Genomic DNA, 16,471 nt, shown 5'->3' with positions numbered 1-16,471 from the left:
GGCGACCTCCTCGGAGCTCCACCACGAAGAGTGCTCCGTCGCACACGGCTGAGCGGGCCCTGAAGGCCCGAACATCGCCCGCCGAGGTGACCGGCTGGGCCCGCCCCAGCGCCGCAACCCGCCCCAAGCCAAACTGTGGCCGATCGTCGACCTCCGGGACACCACGATCGACCACAGATCACCATCCGCCGCCGGATCGTGGCCGATGGTCGACTGCCCGGACACCGTCATCGACCACAGTTCGGAAACCGACGGCGGGCTCCCGGACCACACCGGGTCGGGCCCGGTGGACGCGCCGCGGGGGGCCGTGGGGACGGCGAACGGCGGGCGGTTCAGGGAACCGCCCGCCGTTCGCCAGCCGTTCGGCCAAACCCGCCTGGCGACCGTGGCGGCGGTCACCAGACGGGAGATCAGTCCTGGCCGCCGAGCTTGTCGACGAGGTCCTGCGCCTTGTCGACGGCCGTGTCGATCTTGTCGCCGTGCTTGCCGCCGGTCTTGTCGTCGATGAAGTCCCCGGCCTTCTCCAGCCCGTCGTCGATCTGGTCTCCGTGCTTGTCGGCGACGTCCTCGGCCTTCTCCTTGAGGTCGCCGGCCTTGCCCGCCAGATCCTTGAGGTTGTCGAACATCCGTGGACCTCTCTGCTGTCGTCGCCGCGGTCATCGTTGCCCCGCCGGGGATCCCGATCCTACGAACAGCCGGGCGGCGCGCCGGGTGCCGGCTCGTCGGTAGGCACGTTGGTGCCCGCCGACCAGGCCCGATCGGGACCGGCCGAAGGAGCGGCGCGGGGTGTCAGCCGCCGAGGAGGCCGGCCAGGGCACGGCCCGCGGGGCCGTTGTCGGCGGTGACGCCGGACAGGAGCTCGGTGCGGTAGACCAGCTGGGGCGCGGTGACCGGGACAGCCGCGAGGCCCGGGTGACCGGAGACGGCCCAGGCCGGCAGGAGCGCGAGGCCGGCGCCGGCCGCGACCAGCGCGGCCAGGCCGGCCAGGTCGGTGCCGGTGTAACGAGCGCAGTGCAGCAGGCCCTCGGCGCCGGCGGCGCGGCGCACGTCGGCGGCCGGCGCGGCCGCCGCGGGGGCGTCCAGCCAGCGGGCGTCGGCCAGGTCCGCCAGGCGCAGGCCGGGTCGGCTCGCGAGCGGATGGTCGGCGGGCAGGACGACGCTGACCGGGTCTGTACCGGTCAGCGCCGCCCGCAGCGGGCCGACGTCGGGCAGCCGCAGCGGGTCGCCGGGGACGGCGAGGCCTACCGCGAGGCCGAGCTCGCAGGTCCCGCGGGCGACCTCGGTCGCGACGCCGTCGCGGTCGGCGACCGAGATCGTGACGTCGAGGCGCGGCATCGTCGCGGTGATCTCACCGAACGCGGCCGCGAGTCGCGGCATGGCCAGCGGGCAGGCCACGAGCCGCAGATGGTCCGGTGGCCCGCCCGCGGCCCGCAGGACGTCCGCGCGGGCGGCGGACGCCCGCAGCAGCAGCGGCTCGGCGTGCTCGAGCAGGCGCGCGCCCGCGGCGGTCGGGGCCACGGGCCGGCGAGTCAGCAGCGGCACGCCCCCGAGCGACGCCTCGAGTGTGGATATCTGCTGGGAGATCGCGCTCTGCGTGTAGCCGAGCTCGCGCGCCGCCGCGGAGAACGAGCCGGCGCGGGCCACCGCGGTGAACGTCCGCAGCAGTGTCAGGTCCATGCCGTCCATCCACACCCGCCCGTCCGCGCCAGCCAACTACGCCAGTCGGCTACGCCCTACGCCCTACGCCGTCAGTATCAGGATTCCTTATCCAGATACCAACAATTATCGTTGGACCTGAATCAGGCGGCTGGCCACGATCGGTACATGACCTCAGCCGCCCCGCCCCTCGCCTCGGCCGTCGCCTCGGGCGTCGCCTCGGGCGTCATCGCCGCCTCGGCCCGCGTCGCCCTCGTCGGCGACCGCTCCGCCGACGTCGCCGCGCACGGCCGCATCCCGACGATCATCCGCCAGCTGCGTGCCCGCGACGGGCTCGCACTCGACGCCTACTGGGTTCCCACCACCGACGCGTGCCTGCCCGGCACCCTCGACGGTTTCGACGCGATCTGGCTGGTGCCGGGCAGCCCGTACGCGAGCGAACAGGGCGCCGTCGAGGCGGTCCGGGTCGCCCGCGAGGGGCGTGTGCCGTTCCTCGGCACCTGCGGCGGCTTCCAGCACACGGTGCTGGAGTTCGCCCGCAACGTCTGCGGCCTCGGCCAGGTCGCCCACGCCGAGGTGACGCCGAACGCCACCGACCTGGTCATCGTGCCGTTGACCTGCTCGCTGCGCGGCCACGAGGGCAGCGTCCGGATCGAGCGCGGTTCGCTGGCCGAATGGGTGCTCGGCGTGGAGCGCAGCATGGAGCGCTACTACTGCTCCTACGGCGTCGCGGACGAGTACCTCGACCGGCTGCGCGCCGGCGGCCTGCGCTTCACCGGCGTCGACGACGACGGCCAGGTGCGCGTCCTGGAGCTCGCCGACCACCCGTTCTTCCTCGCGACCCTGTTCCAGCCGGAGCTGGCCGCCGACACCTCCCGCGTCCACCCGGTGATCCGCGCCTTCGCCACCGCGGCCGTGTCGCGGGCCGCGGCGCGGCAGGCCAGCCGGCGCGCCGAGATCCCCACGATGATCCCCACGATCAGCGGCTGACCCACCCGTGCCGACGCGGCGCGGTCACTCCGGCGGCTCGCCTCGAAGGGCGGCGAAAGTGAGCACGTGTTGCTGATCAACGAACATGTCGCGGCGCTGAGTCATGAAGGCGAGCGGATGGCCGCCACTGCGACGGCCGCCGGGCTCGACGCCGAGGTGCCGTCGGCACCCGGCTGGCGGGTGCGTGACCTGGTGACCCACACCGGCCGCGTGCACCGCTGGGCGGCGTCCTACGTGCGCACCGGCAACCCGTCACCCGTCGACATCGAGGGTGACGGGTTGCCGGCGGTGCCGGACGACGCCCTGCTGGGCTGGTTCCGCCACGGCCACGCGGCGCTCGTGGACGCTCTCGACGGCGCCGACCCCGGCGTGTCCTGCTGGACGCTGTGGTCGGGCGCGCCGTCACCGCTGGCTTTCTGGGCGCGCCGACAGGCCCATGAGACGGCCGTGCACCGGGTCGACGCCGAGCTGGCGCTCGCGGCTTCCCGGCGGGCAGGCGCAGCGGGCGCCGAGGGCACCGCGCCGGTGGGTCGGCCGCCGTCGGTGCGGCCGGGCTTCGGGGCGGACGGGATCGACGAGCTGCTGACCGGGTTCTACGCGCGGCGGCACCGGGGACTGGTCTCGCCCGAGCCCGTCGCGCTGGTGGTGCGCTGCGCCGACACCGAAGCCGGTTGGACGATCCGGATCGGGCCCGACGCGCGCGAGGTGAGCCGACAGACCGTCGCCACCACCACCATCGCCACCGACGCCGACGCCGACGCCGACGCCGACTGCACGATCCGCGGCACCGCCTCCGACCTCTACCTGTTCCTGTGGAACCGCCGGGACGCCGGCGGGATCGAGGTCGTCGGCGACGACTCCGTTCTCGCCCTCTGGCGTGACCGCGCCCGGATCACCTGAGCGGGCCGGTAGCGGCGCTCGTCCCGATGCCGGCCACGACGCCGTCGGCGGCGACGGGCGCCGGCCCCACCAGCACGCCTGAGACGGCGGGCGCGGCTGCCCGGTGCCCCACCTCAGCCGCCGCGCAGCGAGGAGCGGCCGGCGCGCCAGGCGGCGAGGATCGCCGACGAACACCGGCCCTCCACGGCCATGACGGCCCGCGCGCCGAACAGGATGTCGTCGGCGAGGGCCGGCTCGGCGAGGGCCAGGCCCCCGGCCAGCTGATCGGCGGCCACGTTCTGGTGGTGGGCGTCGGCGACGACGTGCACCTCGAAGAAGTGCCGGGCGCCCGCGCCAAGGCCGTGGCGGCGTAGCGCGGCGGCATAGGCGCCCATCGGCTCCACCGAGGTCATCTCGAAGACGGCGAGGTGGCCGACGAGCGCCCCACGCAGACGGCGGTGCAGGCCGAGGAACGTCGGGAGGTTCACCGTCGCGAGCGTCGCGCCCGGAACCTGGTCGAGGTAGCGGCCATAGCCGGGGTCGAGGCCGAGCGCCAGCATCGTCAGGCCGAAGAGGTTCTGGTGGGCGTCGCGCGCCCGGCCGCTGCCGTACTCGTCGGCCTGGATCTCCATCAGCGCGGCCTTGGCCGGGCCGGACAGCCGGGGGATCGCCCAGGAGTGCGGGTCGGCCTCCTTGAGCTGCAGCAGCGAGCGGTGGACGGCGAACTCGCGGAACTGCGTCAGCGAGCCCTCCTCGGCGAGGTAGGCCGACAGCGACGGGCCCGTCGAGCAGCCGATGATCTCCCGGAGGGCCGCGGGGACCTCCGGGGCGAGGGCGTCAGCCGGCCCGGTCCTGTCAGGCACAGCCGGGCCCGCCCCATCGCGGCCGTCCCGTGCCTCGCCCGCGGGGGTCGCGTCGGCCGTGGGAGCATCGACCCCGGCGGCCAGCTTCCGCAGCCGCGCCTCCAGGTCGTCCTCCAGTTCCGCCCGCAGCGCGAGCAGCATCGGCTCCCACTCCCAGCGGTCGTCGACCCCGGCGAAGCCCCGGTAGTGCAGCTCGTACAGGCAGTAGAGCGCGAGGGCGCCGTCCTCGCCGAACAGCGGGTCGTCGTCGGGAACCGGCCATCCGGACAGCGGCCGCGCGGGGCCGGCCAGTTGGCGCAGCAGGTACTCGCTCAGCGTCCCGCGGGCGGGCGGCAGGGCGCTCGGTGCCAGTTCCCGTGGCCCGAGCACGGTGCCGTACCGGGCCGCCGGCACCGCCGTCTGCCTGCCGGTGGCCGGTCCGGCGGCCGTCGACAGCTCAACGGCCATGGCCGTGAATCCCCGTGTACACGGGGCGGGAGATGCCCGGCGGGCGACGGCTCAACCCCCATATCGGATGTGCGTGACGCGCGGAGGGACGCCTGACACGCGGAGGAACCGTTGGTGAGGCGCGGCCGCGCGCCCGCGTCCCGGCGGCGGGATGGGTGGGCACGTGGGCGGGTATCTGGCGGGTCGACTCCGCGGCACCCCGGGTGCTGTGCGTCATTCCGCCGCAGAAGGTCAGGAGCCAGATATGCCGTTCTTTGATCCGATCGAGTCGGGGTTCTACGCGTCGTGCCTGGAGAACCTGTTGGCGGACACCAGGCTCGGGCCAATCCTGGCGGACGGCTTGGTGGAGCTGGGCGCGGGCACCGGCATCCCGATGGTCGAGGCGCTGCGGCGTCAGGAGTCGACGGTGCCGGTGCGCGGCTTCGAGCAGGACGTGCGCTCCAGCCGCGTGGCGGCGCGCATCGTCGAGAAGGCGGGGCTGGCTAATTACCAGATCATCCAGGGGGACTTCTTCGCCGGCGCCCGTGAGGGGAACGAGCGGTGCGCGGTCGGCAACCCGCCCTACCTGCCGGCTCCCGGCGACGCGCCAGAGCTGTGGGGCGGCGACACCGGCGCCGAGATCTCCCGGCGGGTCCTGTCCGAGGGCTTCGAGACGGTCCTGCTGCTCATCTCCTCCATCTCCGACCCGGTCGGCCTGCTCGACCACGCCCGGGCGGCCGGCTACCGCGTCTCGGACTGGATGGCCAGACCGATCGCCTTCGGCGCGTACACCCACGACAAACGGGTAAGCCGCCGCGTCGGCGAGCTTGCCCGCGGCGGGCACGCCTTCTTCACCCCCGACACCTACGTGATCGCCGGTGTCACCTGGGTGGCCAGCCGCTCGGGTCCCGACGACGTCGAGGCGCTCACCCGGGTCCTGACGGCCGGCCGTGCCGCCGCGATCGGCGAGCCAGCCGGCGACGACGGCGAGCCGGACCGGCCGCGGCCCGGCTACGCGGCGCACCCGGCGTCGCCCTATGACGCGCGTCGTGTTTGCTCGGAGGCCGGGACGGAAGGTTGAGGACCGCGAGTCGGAACGGCACTCGTCGACGCCGTGCCCGCCTCGTCCGCATTGCCTGCTGCTTGCCCTCGTCCCCACGACCGCCGCCGCGGCTCGGCCCTGCCGGCGAGGTGTCGGCTGAAAGACTCCTCGCACCGCAATCGTCAGCCGTTCGCCAGCCTTGCCGGAGTTAGCAGGGCTCCCCAGCGGCCGAACGCGGAGACATCATGGGCACCTTCCCCGTCGATGCGGCGAACTCCAGTTCGCCTGGCGAGGTCCGGATTCACCGAAAGAAGCAGGACCTCGTCGCCACCGCTCAGGCGATCACGATCGGTGAGCAGTATTTCGACCTGTCGACGGTCGACCGCGTGATCTATCGGGCCGCCGCCCGGATAAACCAGGCCAGCTACCGGATCGGCCTGGCCCACGGCGACGTGACAGCCATCTTCACGTTCGACGCCTACAAGCGGGGCACGGAGCTCGAGGACAGCCGACGCCTGTTCGAGCAGGTCGTCCAGCTGCTGGAGGCCACGGCGTGCCCGGCCATCGCGCAGCGGGCCGCGCACGCCGTCACCGCCGGCCACCCGGTCGCCTTCGGCAGCAGCCCGGCGGCCCGGATCACCGCGGACGCCCAGGGTCTTCGGCCGCGTCAGCCGTTCGCGAAGACGGTCCCGTGGAGCCAGATCGTGGGAGCCGACCTGCGGGAAGGCCAGGCCCGGGTGTGGACCGCCACGAACGGCGTCACCGACAAGAAGCCAAAGATGTCCATCGACATGATGGGTTGGAATGCCGTCGTCCTGCCCCGGGTCGTCCGAATGCTCGGCGGACGATGACGTCGGCTCGATCGTCGGCTCGATTTCGAGCCTCTGTGCTCGCACGGAGGATGGTGCCGCGCTCGGCCGGGATGGGCATCAGGCCGGGTTGAGCCGGAAGTAGCCGTCGAACGACCAGCGCTGCGGGCTGGCCGCCACGATCTGCACGACTCGTTCCACCTCGAAGTCGACGAGACGCTGCGCCCCGGGCAGCGTCTCGGCCCGCGTGGGGCTCCAGTCGACCCGGGCGCGGCCGGTGAGGTGCAGGGTATGGCCGTGGTCCCAGTCGAGGAAGAGCAGGCCGCAGCGCGGGTCGAGGTCAAGGTTGCCGAGCGTCATGTACATCGAGTTGCCGCGGTAGTCGGGCCAGGTCAGCCGCTGGTCGGCGGCGACCGCGACGAAGCCCGGGTTGCCGCCCCGGTGCGAGATGTCCGCGCCAAGGCCGGCGGCCTGGGTCGCGACGAAGAAGGTGTCGGCCTCGGCGATCCAGCGGCGCTGGCCGGCGGTGAGCGCGGTGGTCACCGAGACGGGTCCGCGCGTCGCCTCGGCGTCGTCGCCCGCGAGATGGCGGAGCTGGATGTACTTCGGACAGTTCGCGTAGACCTGCTCGGTGTGGACGACCAGCCGACCGCCGTCACGGCGGGCCTTCCCGTTGGCCCGCATCCGTCGGCGGCTGGCTGGGTCGAGGGCGAGCAGGCCGACGTCGCGTTCGGCGGCGAAGGCGTCTTCCAGCGGATCCCCGGCTCCGGGCAGGGTCTGGACGACGATGGTCTCCTCGTCCGCCGCCGTGACGAAGCCGGCCGCGCCGGTCAGCAGGCTGGCCCAGACCGCGCCGGCCTCGTCGGCGGCTCCGAGCAGGAGCATTCGTTGCTGTCGGAGGAACTCCGCGGCCGCGGGTGGAATGGTGGCGCCGACGGCGGCCGATCCGCGCGGCTCGGGGGGCAGGCCGGCGCGTGCCTGCACCGCGCGTTCACCGGGGTGGAGCATGACCGGCTCCTTCCGTTCCTTCCGTCAGCTGTTAGAAGAAGCCGCAGGTCGGGGCGCCCTGGGTGGGCACGGGAGCGGCCTCGGCACCGGTCGGCGCGAAGATCTCCAGCCGGATGCCATCCGGGTCGGCGAAGAACACACCCCCGGAGGACGCGCCCTCGCCATGCGCGACGACACCGTCGTACAGCGGCTCGACGCCGATCTCGCGCAGCACCGCCTCCGCCCGGCGGACCGCCTCGAGGTCGGCGACCTGGAACGACAGGTGGTGCAGCCCGGGCAGCGCCGTGGGGAACGCGCCGGCGCTCTGTTCCCAGAGCGTGAGGACAGGCGCGCCGTCCTGACCGAGGAAGGCGAACCTCCGGTCTCCGTCAGCCTGCCCACCCATCTTGTCGAGTCCGAGAACCCGCTGGTAGAAGGCGGTAGAGCGGGCCAGGTCGGTCACGTTCAGACCGACATGACCGGTGCGCGGCCCAGGGTTGCCCATGTGTACCTCCGACTCGTGGATCAGACGTTCTCACGGCATCACCGTTCTCCTACCGTTAGAAGATGGCCGATCCTTCTAACGGTGTCAACCCGGAGGTAGCGTTAGATTGATGGAACACGCCAGCCCTGAGCGCAGCGGCGCTCCGATGCTCGGCGAACCGCCGGCGATCGAGCTGGGCAACACGACCTACGCCATGCGGGGCCGCCCGAGGGACGCCCTGCGGACGGTGCCGGACCTGGCCGACTGGCTGCGCGCGATGCGCCCGCGGCTCACGGTCGCACTGACCGACGACGACCTGCGCGACGTCGGCGAGGAGGACCTGTGGACGGCCCGCGAGCTGCGCGACACCATCCGGGCGCTCGCCGGCGCGGCGACCGACGGCCGCGAGCCGGATCCGGACGCGGTGGCTGCCCTCAACCGGCTCGCCCGACGAACCCCGTCGTGGCGCGAGCTGCGCGTCGACCCGGAACCGCGGGTGGTGGTGAGCTCCACGGGGCGACCCGTCGCACTCGCGCTCACCACGCTGGCCGACGACGCGGTCGGCCTGTTCGGTGGGCCCGCCGGCGCCGACGTGCGAGCCTGCCACGGGCCTGGCTGCGTTCTCTACTTCGTCCACGGCGTGCCCCGGCGGGAGTACTGCTCGGCCGGTTGCGGCAACCGGGCCCGGGCCGCCCGCCACTACGCCAGGGTTCGCCAGGTCCCCTGACCGAAGCCGCCGGGCCGGACGTGGGCGCTTCCGTCAGCCACGGGCAGCCGGAATGAGTTCGGCGAGGACCGAGCGCATGTACTCGAGGGTCTGGTGGTCGTCGAGGTCGGGCGTGGGCAGGTGGGGCTCCGGCGCGGTCAGCCGGGGTGTGGTGCCGATGGCGTGGCGGGCGTCGGCGACCAGACCCGCCCAGTAGGGGGCGGTGCGGTCGAGGTGGCGCAGGACGCGGTCGGCGTCGGCCAGGCGGTCGGCCTGGACCATCATGTTGACGAACTCGACGGCCGTGACGCAGATCCCCTGCATGTTGCCGGTGTCGAGCAGCTCGTCGATGTGGGCGCGCAGGATGGCGAACGCCCGGGCCGTCTCGCCGCGGCGGAAGTAGGCGCGGGCCTCGACGCACCGGTTCGGTGAATGGGTGCGTTCGGGCACCTCGACGGCGATGGCCGCGGCGAGCAGCGCCTCGGCGCGTTCCTGCCGGCCCTGTAGCAGGGCGGAGTAGCCGAGCAGCACGAGCGCCATGTTCAGGAGCGTCGGCGGGCCGTCTGCCCGGTATCGCCCCGCGAGGGCGTCGACGAACGCGTCGCCGTCCTCGAACCGACCACCGAAGATCATCGATGCGCCGACGTCGAGCTCGAAGTGTTCGGCGAGGTCGTCCTCGCCGCGCGCCCGCAGCCGGGAGATCATCAACGGGGCCAGCTCCCCGAGCGCGGGAAAGTCCTGGTGGACGGATGCCTGCGCATGCCGGACCGCGACGTCGAGGAACCCGTCGACGACGGCCTTGTCGACGTCGGGGACGAGAGCCCAGGCGGTGGCGAGGGCGATGGCGGAGCCGCCGCCGGACGCGGCGCCGGTGCCCGCGGGGCCGTGGCGGGTGACAAGCCGCTCGAACGCCGCCGGGTCCTGGGCGAGCTTGTGGCGCTGGCCCGCCCAGGTCAGCCCGAACGCGACGAGGTCGGCCTCGCCCGGCGCGGCCATGGCGAGCAGGCGTTCGACCCAGTCCCCCAGCTCGGCGCGGTTGCGCCGCGGGATCTCGGTGACGAGAGGGCGGACCAGTGCATGCGCGAGGTGACGGTCCGCGCGGCCGCTGGCCCAGTCGAACGCCGCGCGCAGGTTCGGCCAGAGGTCGTCCAACTGGGCGGTGCCCGCGGCCTCACCGCGACCGGTCAGCAACCGGTGGATGCCGCCCACCCGTTCGGTGCACCAGGCCGCGTGGCGCGCGGCCATCAGGTCGGTCTCACCGGCCTCGGCCAGCTTCTCGGCCGCGAACTGGCGGATTGGCTCGAGGAACCGGAAGCGTCGGCTGGCCACACCCGGCTCCGCCACGACCATCGAACGGGCGACCAGGCCGGCCAGCAGCTCCTCGGCCGGGGCCGGGGCCGACGTCGCGGAGTCCGACGTCGCGGGATCGGTCGTCCCGGGGCCGGCCGCGACAGCCGCGGCCGCGGCCAGGTCGAACGCGCCGACGAAGATCGCCAGGCGGCGCAGCAGCAGCCGTTCGGCCGGGGCGAGCAGGTCGTACGACCACTGGACGGTCGCCCGCATCGCGCGGTGCCGACGCGCGCTGGCGCGCCCACCGCCGCCGACCGCGACGAGCAGTCGAAGCTGGTCGTCGAGCCTGGTCAGCAGCTCGGTCGGGGTGAGCGTCGCCGTCCGGGCGGCGGCGAGCTCGATGGCGAGCGGCACCCCCTCCAGGCGCCGGCAGATCGCCGTGACCACACCGTCCTCGGCCTCCGGGCCAAAACCCGGTGAGAGCGCGGCCGCGCGTTCCCGGAACAGTTCGACGCCCGGGCCGTCGGGTTCGAGCGGGCCGACGGGGACGATCTTCTCGTGGCCGTCGCGCAGGCCGAGGCGCTCCCGGGACGTCGCGAGCACCCGCGTGCCCGGGCAGCCGTCGGCGATGGCCTGGGCGAGGGCCGCGGCGCCGTCGAGGACGTGCTCGCAGTTGTCCAGGACGACCAGGGCTCGGCGCGGGCGCAGAGCCGAGACGATGGCCTCGGTCAGCTCTCGCCCGGCCTTCTCCTTGACCCCGAGTGTCCCGGCGACGACGCGCGGCACGTCGGCCGACGAGCCGACCTCGACCAGGTCGACGAGCCAGACGCCGTCCTCGTCGCCCTCCCGGCTGGCGGCGGCGACCGCCAGTCGCGTCTTGCCGATGCCTCCCGGTCCGATCAGGGTAACGACCGGCCAGACGGACAGAGCCAGGCTGACGGCCCCGAGCTCCTGGTCACGGCCGATGAGCCGCCCGAGCCGAAGCGGGAGGTTCCCGGCCCGGCCATCCTCGGCCGCGGGGCGTGGCCCGCCGGGGGATCCGCTCGCGGCCAGCCGGTCGTCCTGGCCGAGGACCATCGCCTCGAGTTCACGCAGTCTCGGGCCGGGCTCGACGCCCAGGTGCTCGACGAGGTGGCGGCGGGCGGTCTGGTAGGCGGCGAGCGCGTCGGTCTGCCGGCCAGCGCGGTACAGCGCCGTCATCAGCAGCGCCCAGAGCCCCTCGCGGGTGGGGTGGCCGGCGGTCAGCTCGGTCAGCCGGCCGACCGACGCCACCGGGTCCGTCTCGACGCGGTCCGCGAGCTCCTGCTCTACGGCCGCGAGCCAGCGTTCCTCCAGCCCGTCGAGGACAGCGGCCAGGCCCGGGGTGACGTGCAGGCCGGCGAGCGGCGGGCCCGTCCACTCGGCGAGCGCCGCGGCGGCGTCGCCGGCGTCCGCGTGCCGCTGGAAACGGAGCGCGTCGACCGCGTCGGCCGGCAGGTCCAGGCGGTAGGCCGCGCCGACGGTCGCGATCGCCCCCGCGCCGAGCGCCTGGCGCAGCCGGGTGACGTAGGAATGCAAGGTCCGCTCGGCGGTCCGCGGGCGGTGCGCGCCCCACATCAGGTCGACGAGCCGGGACACCGGTACCGCCATGCCCGCCGACAGCGCGAGCGCGGCGAGCAGCACCTGGCACATCGGGGGCCCGACCACTACCGGCTCTCCGCTGCCGGCCACAGCGCGGACCCCACCGAAGAGCTCGATGCGCGCGCCAGGCCAACTCTCACCGGCCTGGGCCGTCACCCGCGCTCACCGCCCCTTCACGAGCGCCGCACCGTTCCGACCGTTCCGGCGCACGCCGTGCTCACCGAGTCCGCCGCCCGCCAACAAGCCGGCTCTTCAACCGTAGCTCAACAGATCTTCGACGACGGCTCGACGCCGATGAGGGATCGTCACAGGCGGGAACGGCCAGCCAAGTTCAGGAGGCGGACACATGAAGGCGATCGTCCAGGAGCGGTTCGGCGCGCCCGAGGTCCTACGGCTCGCCGACGTCGACATACCGCGGGTCGGCCCCGACGACGTGCTGGTACGGGTTCGCGCCGCGGCGCTCAACCCCTACGACTGGCACATGCTGCGGGGCGACCCGTACATCGCGCGCCTGATGGGCGGCGTGGGCCTGCGACGGCCGAAGTCCCGGGTGCCCGGGATCGACGCGGCCGGCGTCGTCGAACTGGTGGGAACGAACGTGCGTGGTGTAGGGCCCGGCGACGAGGTGTTCGGCCTGTGCGCCGGCGCGCTCGCCGAGTACGCGCTGGCCGCGCCGCGCGAGGCGCTCGTGCCGAAGCCCGCGCGCCTCACCTTCGAGGAGGCGGCGGCCGTCCCGCTGGCCGCCGGGACGGCCCTGCAGGCGGTCCGCGACATCGCCCGGCTGCGGGCCGGGCAGCGCCTGCTCGTGAACGGCGCCGCGGGTGGCATCGGCACGTTCGCGATCCAGATCGCGACCGCGCTCGGCGTCGAGGTCACCGGCGTGTGTAGCGCCCGCAACGCCGAACTGGTGCGCTCCCTGGGCGCCGTGCGTGCCATCGACTACACCGCCGAGGACTTCCTCGACCGGGCCGAACGGTACGACGCGATCCTCGACAACGTCGGCAACCGGCCGCTACGCCACCTGCGGCGCGCGTTGACGTCGACGGGAACCCTTGTCGTCAACGGTGGTGGGGAACCCGGCAAGGTGTTCGGCGCCGTCACGAACTTCCCCTGCGGGTTCGCGCTCAACACCGTCGTGCGCCAGCGGATCCGGCCGTTCATCTGGAAACCTCGACGAGCCGACCTGGAGGCCCTCGCCGAGCTCATCGAGGCCGGGAAACTCGCCCCGGTCATCGACCGGGCCTACTCACTCCCCGACGCCGCGGAAGCCCTGCGCCACGTCGAAGGCGGCCACACCCGCGGCAAGGTGGTCGTCACCATCGCCTGACCGGCCGACCTCGCCAAGACGGTCACCACAGTAGCCCGACAGCCAAGAACCCGGCTCCCCGAATCTGGGCCTTCTGCCATGGAGCCACCGGCGGCCACCCGCCAGCCGCCAGCCGCCGAGAATGGTGAAACGGCCGGTCACCGACGATGGCTCATCGTCGCGACGCTGGCTGATTCGGCGGCTCACCACGCCAGATAGCCCCGAGCCCCGCCGCCGCGACCCACCCGTCACAATCATGGGTGCTGAGTGTCTTCAGCTGTCCTAGGTAACGGGTGAGCGCCTAGGACGTCGGGGGGAGCTAGTCGGTGGGCGGCTTGTCACCTGGGGAGATCGCGGCGCTGGCGCGGGCCTACACGCGTCCGGGGCCCGCGCGCAAACTACTGATCGCGGCAGGGCTCGACCCGGGCCGACATCCGTCGTGGGAAACGTCGGATGCGCTCGGTTTCTGGGCCGAAGTTTCGATGTTGATCGGCAACGGCGTGGCCCTCGATCTCCGGGAGAGGCTGCTCGCCGCCGCTGCCCACGAGTATCCAGCCAACAAGGTCTTCGGGCCGACCGCCGACCCCGGCCAGGAACAAGCGGACGACTTCGTCGACGTGCAGACACACCACACTCCCGGCAGCGTCAATACAGTCGACAGAGCGCCGTCCGACACCGCCGAGTCCCCAGACGAAACCGAACCGAATCCGACCTCCTCTCGGCACAGAAAGAGGGTCGGCTGGCGACTCCACGTCATATGGGTTCTAATACTCTCGATCGCTGGCGCTGCTGGCGCCACCTATTTTGCGGCGGAACACGAGGTCGCCACCTGGTTCATGGCGGGCAACGCACGGAAGGAGCTGGTGACTCGACTTTCAGGTAGTGGCGTCGACCTGGTGGAGTGCGGCCCCAGAAAGGATGTCGAAAAACAGTTTGGCCTACCCGTCGCCATTGGCTGCAACCCATCGGAGATGGAGCTCGTGATCGCCACCGTTTCAACGCGAGACCAGTCCGCAGCATTCATGCACTGGCATGCCTCGAATGTCAGCTCATACGGTGACTGCGGAACGGCCCGAGACGCCGTTCTCACGCTGAGCGACGAACGATTGAAGATCATCGGCGTCATGGTCTGCAGCGCTCTGAGCGGCAAGCGCTACCGCGTCTCATGGACGTTGTGCGGGTCGGGCCTCGTGGCGATGCTCGACGGAGCCGATCCCGGCAACCTGTTCTCCTGGGCCTACCACCACGTCGACCTACGACGGTATGGCGCCCTTCGCCGGGGCGAACTGCGTGCTTTCACAAATAGCCGTGATCCAGCCGCTACGGACCGAATTTTCGACTTCAGCGGATGCTCTGACGCGCCTCTTCTCGACGGAGACGACCTGAAAGAAAGGTTGACCTGGCCCGCGGGCGACTCGCAGCCGTCCCTGCCAGCCACAGCCGGCTGAGTCGCGTGAAGTGGCTCCAACGGTCCATCTCCGCGTCCAATCCAAGTCTGCGTCACGCGCTCGCGGAGTAGGCTCCAGAGCCGTCTATCAGGATGCGTCCGGCTGGACACGGCCAGGTTCGGCACACATCGAGTGTCGGGGGTGCTACAGGACGTCGATGCCTGCCGCCCGTACGAGGGGTCACCCAATGCCCATGGCGACCATTCCAGGACCAGGGGACCGGCCCACGCGCGCCGCCAAGGAAACGCCACTTGACGGGCGGCGCGCCGCGTCGGCGCTCACGGCGCTGGTGGCCGCCATGGTCCTGGTGGCCTGCGGTGCGGACACGCGTCCGGCGACGCCGCCACCGGCCACGTCGCCCAGCCGTGCCACACCTGCGGTGCGTCCAGCTGCCGCGGCGGCGCCAGACCTGGCCGCGATCATGTCCGTCAGCGCCGTCAACGACACCGGGGCCATGGTGATCGGCCGCGCAGGCCGGGCCGGTGCCGAGTTCTACTACCTGGCCCACGGCGCCCAGCCGGTCCCGCTGACGCACGACGGCGCGCCGATCGAGCCGAGCCTGCTGAACAACGCCGGGCAGGTCGTCGGGACCGTGACGGATCCGGCCGGAAACCAGCCCCCGCGCCTGGTGCGCTGGCAGGACGGGCACAGTACGGTCCTGCCGGTACACGGCGACCAGATCATCCCCGAGGATCTCAACGACCACGGCCAGGTCACCGCCGTCACCGTCACCGCGGCCCGCGAGCCCGGCACCGCCCAGGGCCGCGACGCCACGACGACCCCCCGGGCCTTCCTGACCGACGGGACCATGACCGTCGATCTCGGCGTGGATCCCGACGTCAACGAGCACAACCTCTACCTGAACGAGGCCGGGCAGGTCGCGGGGCTGACATTCGAGGGCTCCGGGACGAGCCCGCGTGGCTTTCTGTGGGACCGGGGCAGGCTGACGACGTTCGACACCGGCCCGACGACGCATCCGGTCGTCATGGGAGTCAACGACGCCGGCCAGGTCGCCGGACTGGTGCTGGACGACCAGGATTCCCCGTCCGGGGCCCATCCCATCTTCCGACCGGCGTTCCGCTGGCGGTCCGGCGTCCTCACCACACTCGACACCGGCGGTGGCGGCGCCGGACCGGTAAGGATCAATCGGTCCGGCCAGGTCACCGGGGTGGTCGCGGACACGTCGGGCGCTTCTCGCGACGTCGTCATATGGTCCTCGGCGCCGGATGCCAGGCCTAACCGGCTCGGAATCGCCGACGCCGACTATGTCGTCGCCATCAATGACCATGGCGACGTGCTCGTGTCCGCCCTCACAGGGCCGACAGCCTCGCCCGGCGGCCGCCTCTGGCACGACGGCCAGCTCATCACACTCGGAACGCTCGGCGGCACCGCGGCCGACCCGAAGGGGTTGTCCGCCCACGGATTGGTCGCCGGCGTGTCGACGTCCGCCGACGGCACCTGGCATGCCGCCATCTGGCCGCCCAACAGCTGAACGGATCGCGCAGGCCTTACGTAAGGCCCCAGTCCAATAGCGGACAGGACGCGCCGCGGAACGCGGAGATCACGAGCGCGCCGCGGAACGCGGTCAGGCGCTGAGCGCCCTCCGCTCCCTGGCCGCTGGCGGGTCTGCGTCGCCGCTCCGCCCGACACCCGCCGCCCGTGGTGAGGGGGGCGGGATGTCTGGAACGGGATATGCGGCTGGCCCGTCGTCCCGCGCCCAAACAGGGTTTGGGGGAACGACGGGCCAGCCGTCTAAAAATGTTCGGCGGTGACCTACTCTCCCACCCGGCCTCCCGAGCAGTACCATCGGCGCTGGAGAACTTAGCTTCCGGGTTCGGAATGGGACCGGGCGTACCCTCTCCGCCAAAACCACCGAAACACTATCGAGTTATCGACACCTTCCCCGGACCAGATCGTAGACGGCCTGGTTCGGGGTGGTCTGCCGTTCCTCGGGAACCGCACAGT

Annotated in this window: 14 protein-coding genes and 1 rRNA gene; 8 read left to right on the top strand and 7 right to left on the bottom strand. The window is 72.6% G+C overall.

The window, feature by feature from the left end; genetic code table 11:
* Positions 1-410: 410 nt before the first annotated feature.
* Both FRCN3DRAFT_RS0211480 and FRCN3DRAFT_RS0211475 read right to left on the bottom strand, forming a co-directional pair.
* Positions 411-626 (bottom strand): antitoxin, encoded by a 216-nt coding sequence (locus FRCN3DRAFT_RS0211480; RefSeq protein ID WP_007515492.1) that lies wholly within the window; start codon positions 624-626, stop codon positions 411-413.
* Between the two features lie 163 nt (positions 627-789).
* The gene (locus FRCN3DRAFT_RS0211475) at positions 790-1,677 is read right to left on the bottom strand and encodes a LysR family transcriptional regulator (protein ID WP_035924654.1); all 888 of its coding nucleotides are present in this window, start codon (positions 1,675-1,677) and stop codon (positions 790-792) included.
* Positions 1,678-1,824: 147 nt separating this feature from the next.
* Between FRCN3DRAFT_RS0211475 and FRCN3DRAFT_RS0211470 the strand changes: the two genes are divergently transcribed.
* Positions 1,825-2,646, top strand: coding sequence for a CTP synthase C-terminal region-related (seleno)protein (locus tag FRCN3DRAFT_RS0211470; protein ID WP_007515494.1), 822 nt, complete (start codon positions 1,825-1,827; stop codon positions 2,644-2,646).
* A gap of 66 nt (positions 2,647-2,712) precedes the next feature.
* Entirely contained in the window at positions 2,713-3,546 is an 834-nt protein-coding gene (locus FRCN3DRAFT_RS0211465; RefSeq protein WP_007515495.1) for a maleylpyruvate isomerase N-terminal domain-containing protein, read from the top strand.
* Between the two features lie 113 nt (positions 3,547-3,659).
* On the opposite strand, the gene FRCN3DRAFT_RS0211455 is transcribed toward FRCN3DRAFT_RS0211465, so the two are convergent.
* On the bottom strand, positions 3,660-4,835 hold the full coding sequence (locus tag FRCN3DRAFT_RS0211455) for an iron-containing redox enzyme family protein (protein ID WP_007515496.1): 1,176 nt from the start codon (positions 4,833-4,835) through the stop codon (positions 3,660-3,662).
* Positions 4,836-5,079: 244 nt separating this feature from the next.
* Between FRCN3DRAFT_RS0211455 and FRCN3DRAFT_RS0211450 the strand changes: the two genes are divergently transcribed.
* Together FRCN3DRAFT_RS0211450 and FRCN3DRAFT_RS0211445 are read left to right on the top strand one after the other, a co-directional pair.
* A complete protein-coding gene (locus tag FRCN3DRAFT_RS0211450) occupies positions 5,080-5,895 on the top strand; it encodes a class I SAM-dependent methyltransferase (RefSeq protein ID WP_007515497.1) in 816 nt (271 codons plus the stop codon).
* 206 nt (positions 5,896-6,101) lie between these two features.
* Positions 6,102-6,707: a hypothetical protein gene (locus tag FRCN3DRAFT_RS0211445; RefSeq protein ID WP_007515498.1), complete on the top strand. Its 606-nt coding sequence runs from the start codon at positions 6,102-6,104 to the stop codon at positions 6,705-6,707.
* A 78-nt stretch (positions 6,708-6,785) separates the two neighbouring features.
* Here the strand turns inward: FRCN3DRAFT_RS0211445 and FRCN3DRAFT_RS0211440 are convergent, their stop codons facing one another.
* Both FRCN3DRAFT_RS0211440 and FRCN3DRAFT_RS0211435 read right to left on the bottom strand, forming a co-directional pair.
* Entirely contained in the window at positions 6,786-7,673 is an 888-nt protein-coding gene (locus FRCN3DRAFT_RS0211440) for a pyridoxamine 5'-phosphate oxidase family protein (RefSeq protein WP_007515499.1), read from the bottom strand.
* A 31-nt stretch (positions 7,674-7,704) separates the two neighbouring features.
* A complete protein-coding gene (locus tag FRCN3DRAFT_RS0211435) occupies positions 7,705-8,157 on the bottom strand; it encodes a VOC family protein (protein WP_007515500.1) in 453 nt (150 codons plus the stop codon).
* Between the two features lie 109 nt (positions 8,158-8,266).
* On the opposite strand from FRCN3DRAFT_RS0211435, the gene FRCN3DRAFT_RS0211430 reads away from it, so the two are divergent.
* The gene (locus FRCN3DRAFT_RS0211430; protein WP_106410181.1) at positions 8,267-8,863 is read left to right on the top strand and encodes a CGNR zinc finger domain-containing protein; all 597 of its coding nucleotides are present in this window, start codon (positions 8,267-8,269) and stop codon (positions 8,861-8,863) included.
* Positions 8,864-8,896: 33 nt separating this feature from the next.
* On the opposite strand, the gene FRCN3DRAFT_RS0211425 is transcribed toward FRCN3DRAFT_RS0211430, so the two are convergent.
* The gene (locus tag FRCN3DRAFT_RS0211425) at positions 8,897-11,818 is read right to left on the bottom strand and encodes an AfsR/SARP family transcriptional regulator (protein WP_232794008.1); all 2,922 of its coding nucleotides are present in this window, start codon (positions 11,816-11,818) and stop codon (positions 8,897-8,899) included.
* Between the two features lie 280 nt (positions 11,819-12,098).
* Between FRCN3DRAFT_RS0211425 and FRCN3DRAFT_RS0211420 the strand changes: the two genes are divergently transcribed.
* The 3 genes from FRCN3DRAFT_RS0211420 (at position 12,099) to FRCN3DRAFT_RS0211410 (ending at position 15,998) form a co-directional block, all read left to right on the top strand.
* Positions 12,099-13,079 carry an NAD(P)-dependent alcohol dehydrogenase gene (locus tag FRCN3DRAFT_RS0211420; RefSeq protein ID WP_007515504.1) on the top strand — a complete coding sequence of 327 codons (981 nt, stop codon included), beginning with the start codon at positions 12,099-12,101 and terminating at the stop codon, positions 13,077-13,079.
* A 305-nt stretch (positions 13,080-13,384) separates the two neighbouring features.
* Positions 13,385-14,506, top strand: coding sequence for an effector-associated domain EAD1-containing protein (locus tag FRCN3DRAFT_RS0211415; protein WP_007515505.1), 1,122 nt, complete (start codon positions 13,385-13,387; stop codon positions 14,504-14,506).
* Between the two features lie 421 nt (positions 14,507-14,927).
* A complete protein-coding gene (locus tag FRCN3DRAFT_RS0211410) occupies positions 14,928-15,998 on the top strand; it encodes a hypothetical protein (RefSeq protein ID WP_157845203.1) in 1,071 nt (356 codons plus the stop codon).
* A gap of 268 nt (positions 15,999-16,266) precedes the next feature.
* Here FRCN3DRAFT_RS0211410 and rrf read toward each other — a convergent pair.
* Positions 16,267-16,383: ribosomal RNA gene (gene rrf, locus FRCN3DRAFT_RS0211405) — 5S ribosomal RNA — on the bottom strand.
* Positions 16,384-16,471: the final 88 nt, after the last annotated feature.

This window comes from Pseudofrankia saprophytica (assembly GCF_000235425.2).
GTDB classification, from domain to species: domain Bacteria; phylum Actinomycetota; class Actinomycetes; order Frankiales; family Frankiaceae; genus Pseudofrankia; species Pseudofrankia saprophytica.
The sequence above is the reverse complement of the archived record's forward strand: the minus strand, read 5'-3'. Positions and strand labels throughout refer to the sequence as shown.

Coding starts and splice junctions, on each gene's coding strand:
- FRCN3DRAFT_RS0211480 (WP_007515492.1), bottom strand. CDS start 626: ATGTTCGACAACCTCAAGGATCTGGCGGGCAAGGCCGGCGACCTCAAG.
- FRCN3DRAFT_RS0211475 (WP_035924654.1), bottom strand. CDS start 1,677: ATGGACCTGACACTGCTGCGGACGTTCACCGCGGTGGCCCGCGCCGGC.
- FRCN3DRAFT_RS0211470 (WP_007515494.1), top strand. CDS start 1,825: ATGACCTCAGCCGCCCCGCCCCTCGCCTCGGCCGTCGCCTCGGGCGTC.
- FRCN3DRAFT_RS0211455 (WP_007515496.1), bottom strand. CDS start 4,835: ATGGCCGTTGAGCTGTCGACGGCCGCCGGACCGGCCACCGGCAGGCAG.
- FRCN3DRAFT_RS0211450 (WP_007515497.1), top strand. CDS start 5,080: ATGCCGTTCTTTGATCCGATCGAGTCGGGGTTCTACGCGTCGTGCCTG.
- FRCN3DRAFT_RS0211445 (WP_007515498.1), top strand. CDS start 6,102: ATGGGCACCTTCCCCGTCGATGCGGCGAACTCCAGTTCGCCTGGCGAG.
- FRCN3DRAFT_RS0211440 (WP_007515499.1), bottom strand. CDS start 7,673: ATGCTCCACCCCGGTGAACGCGCGGTGCAGGCACGCGCCGGCCTGCCC.
- FRCN3DRAFT_RS0211435 (WP_007515500.1), bottom strand. CDS start 8,157: ATGGGCAACCCTGGGCCGCGCACCGGTCATGTCGGTCTGAACGTGACC.
- FRCN3DRAFT_RS0211430 (WP_106410181.1), top strand. CDS start 8,267: ATGGAACACGCCAGCCCTGAGCGCAGCGGCGCTCCGATGCTCGGCGAA.
- FRCN3DRAFT_RS0211420 (WP_007515504.1), top strand. CDS start 12,099: ATGAAGGCGATCGTCCAGGAGCGGTTCGGCGCGCCCGAGGTCCTACGG.
- FRCN3DRAFT_RS0211410 (WP_157845203.1), top strand. CDS start 14,928: ATGTCCGTCAGCGCCGTCAACGACACCGGGGCCATGGTGATCGGCCGC.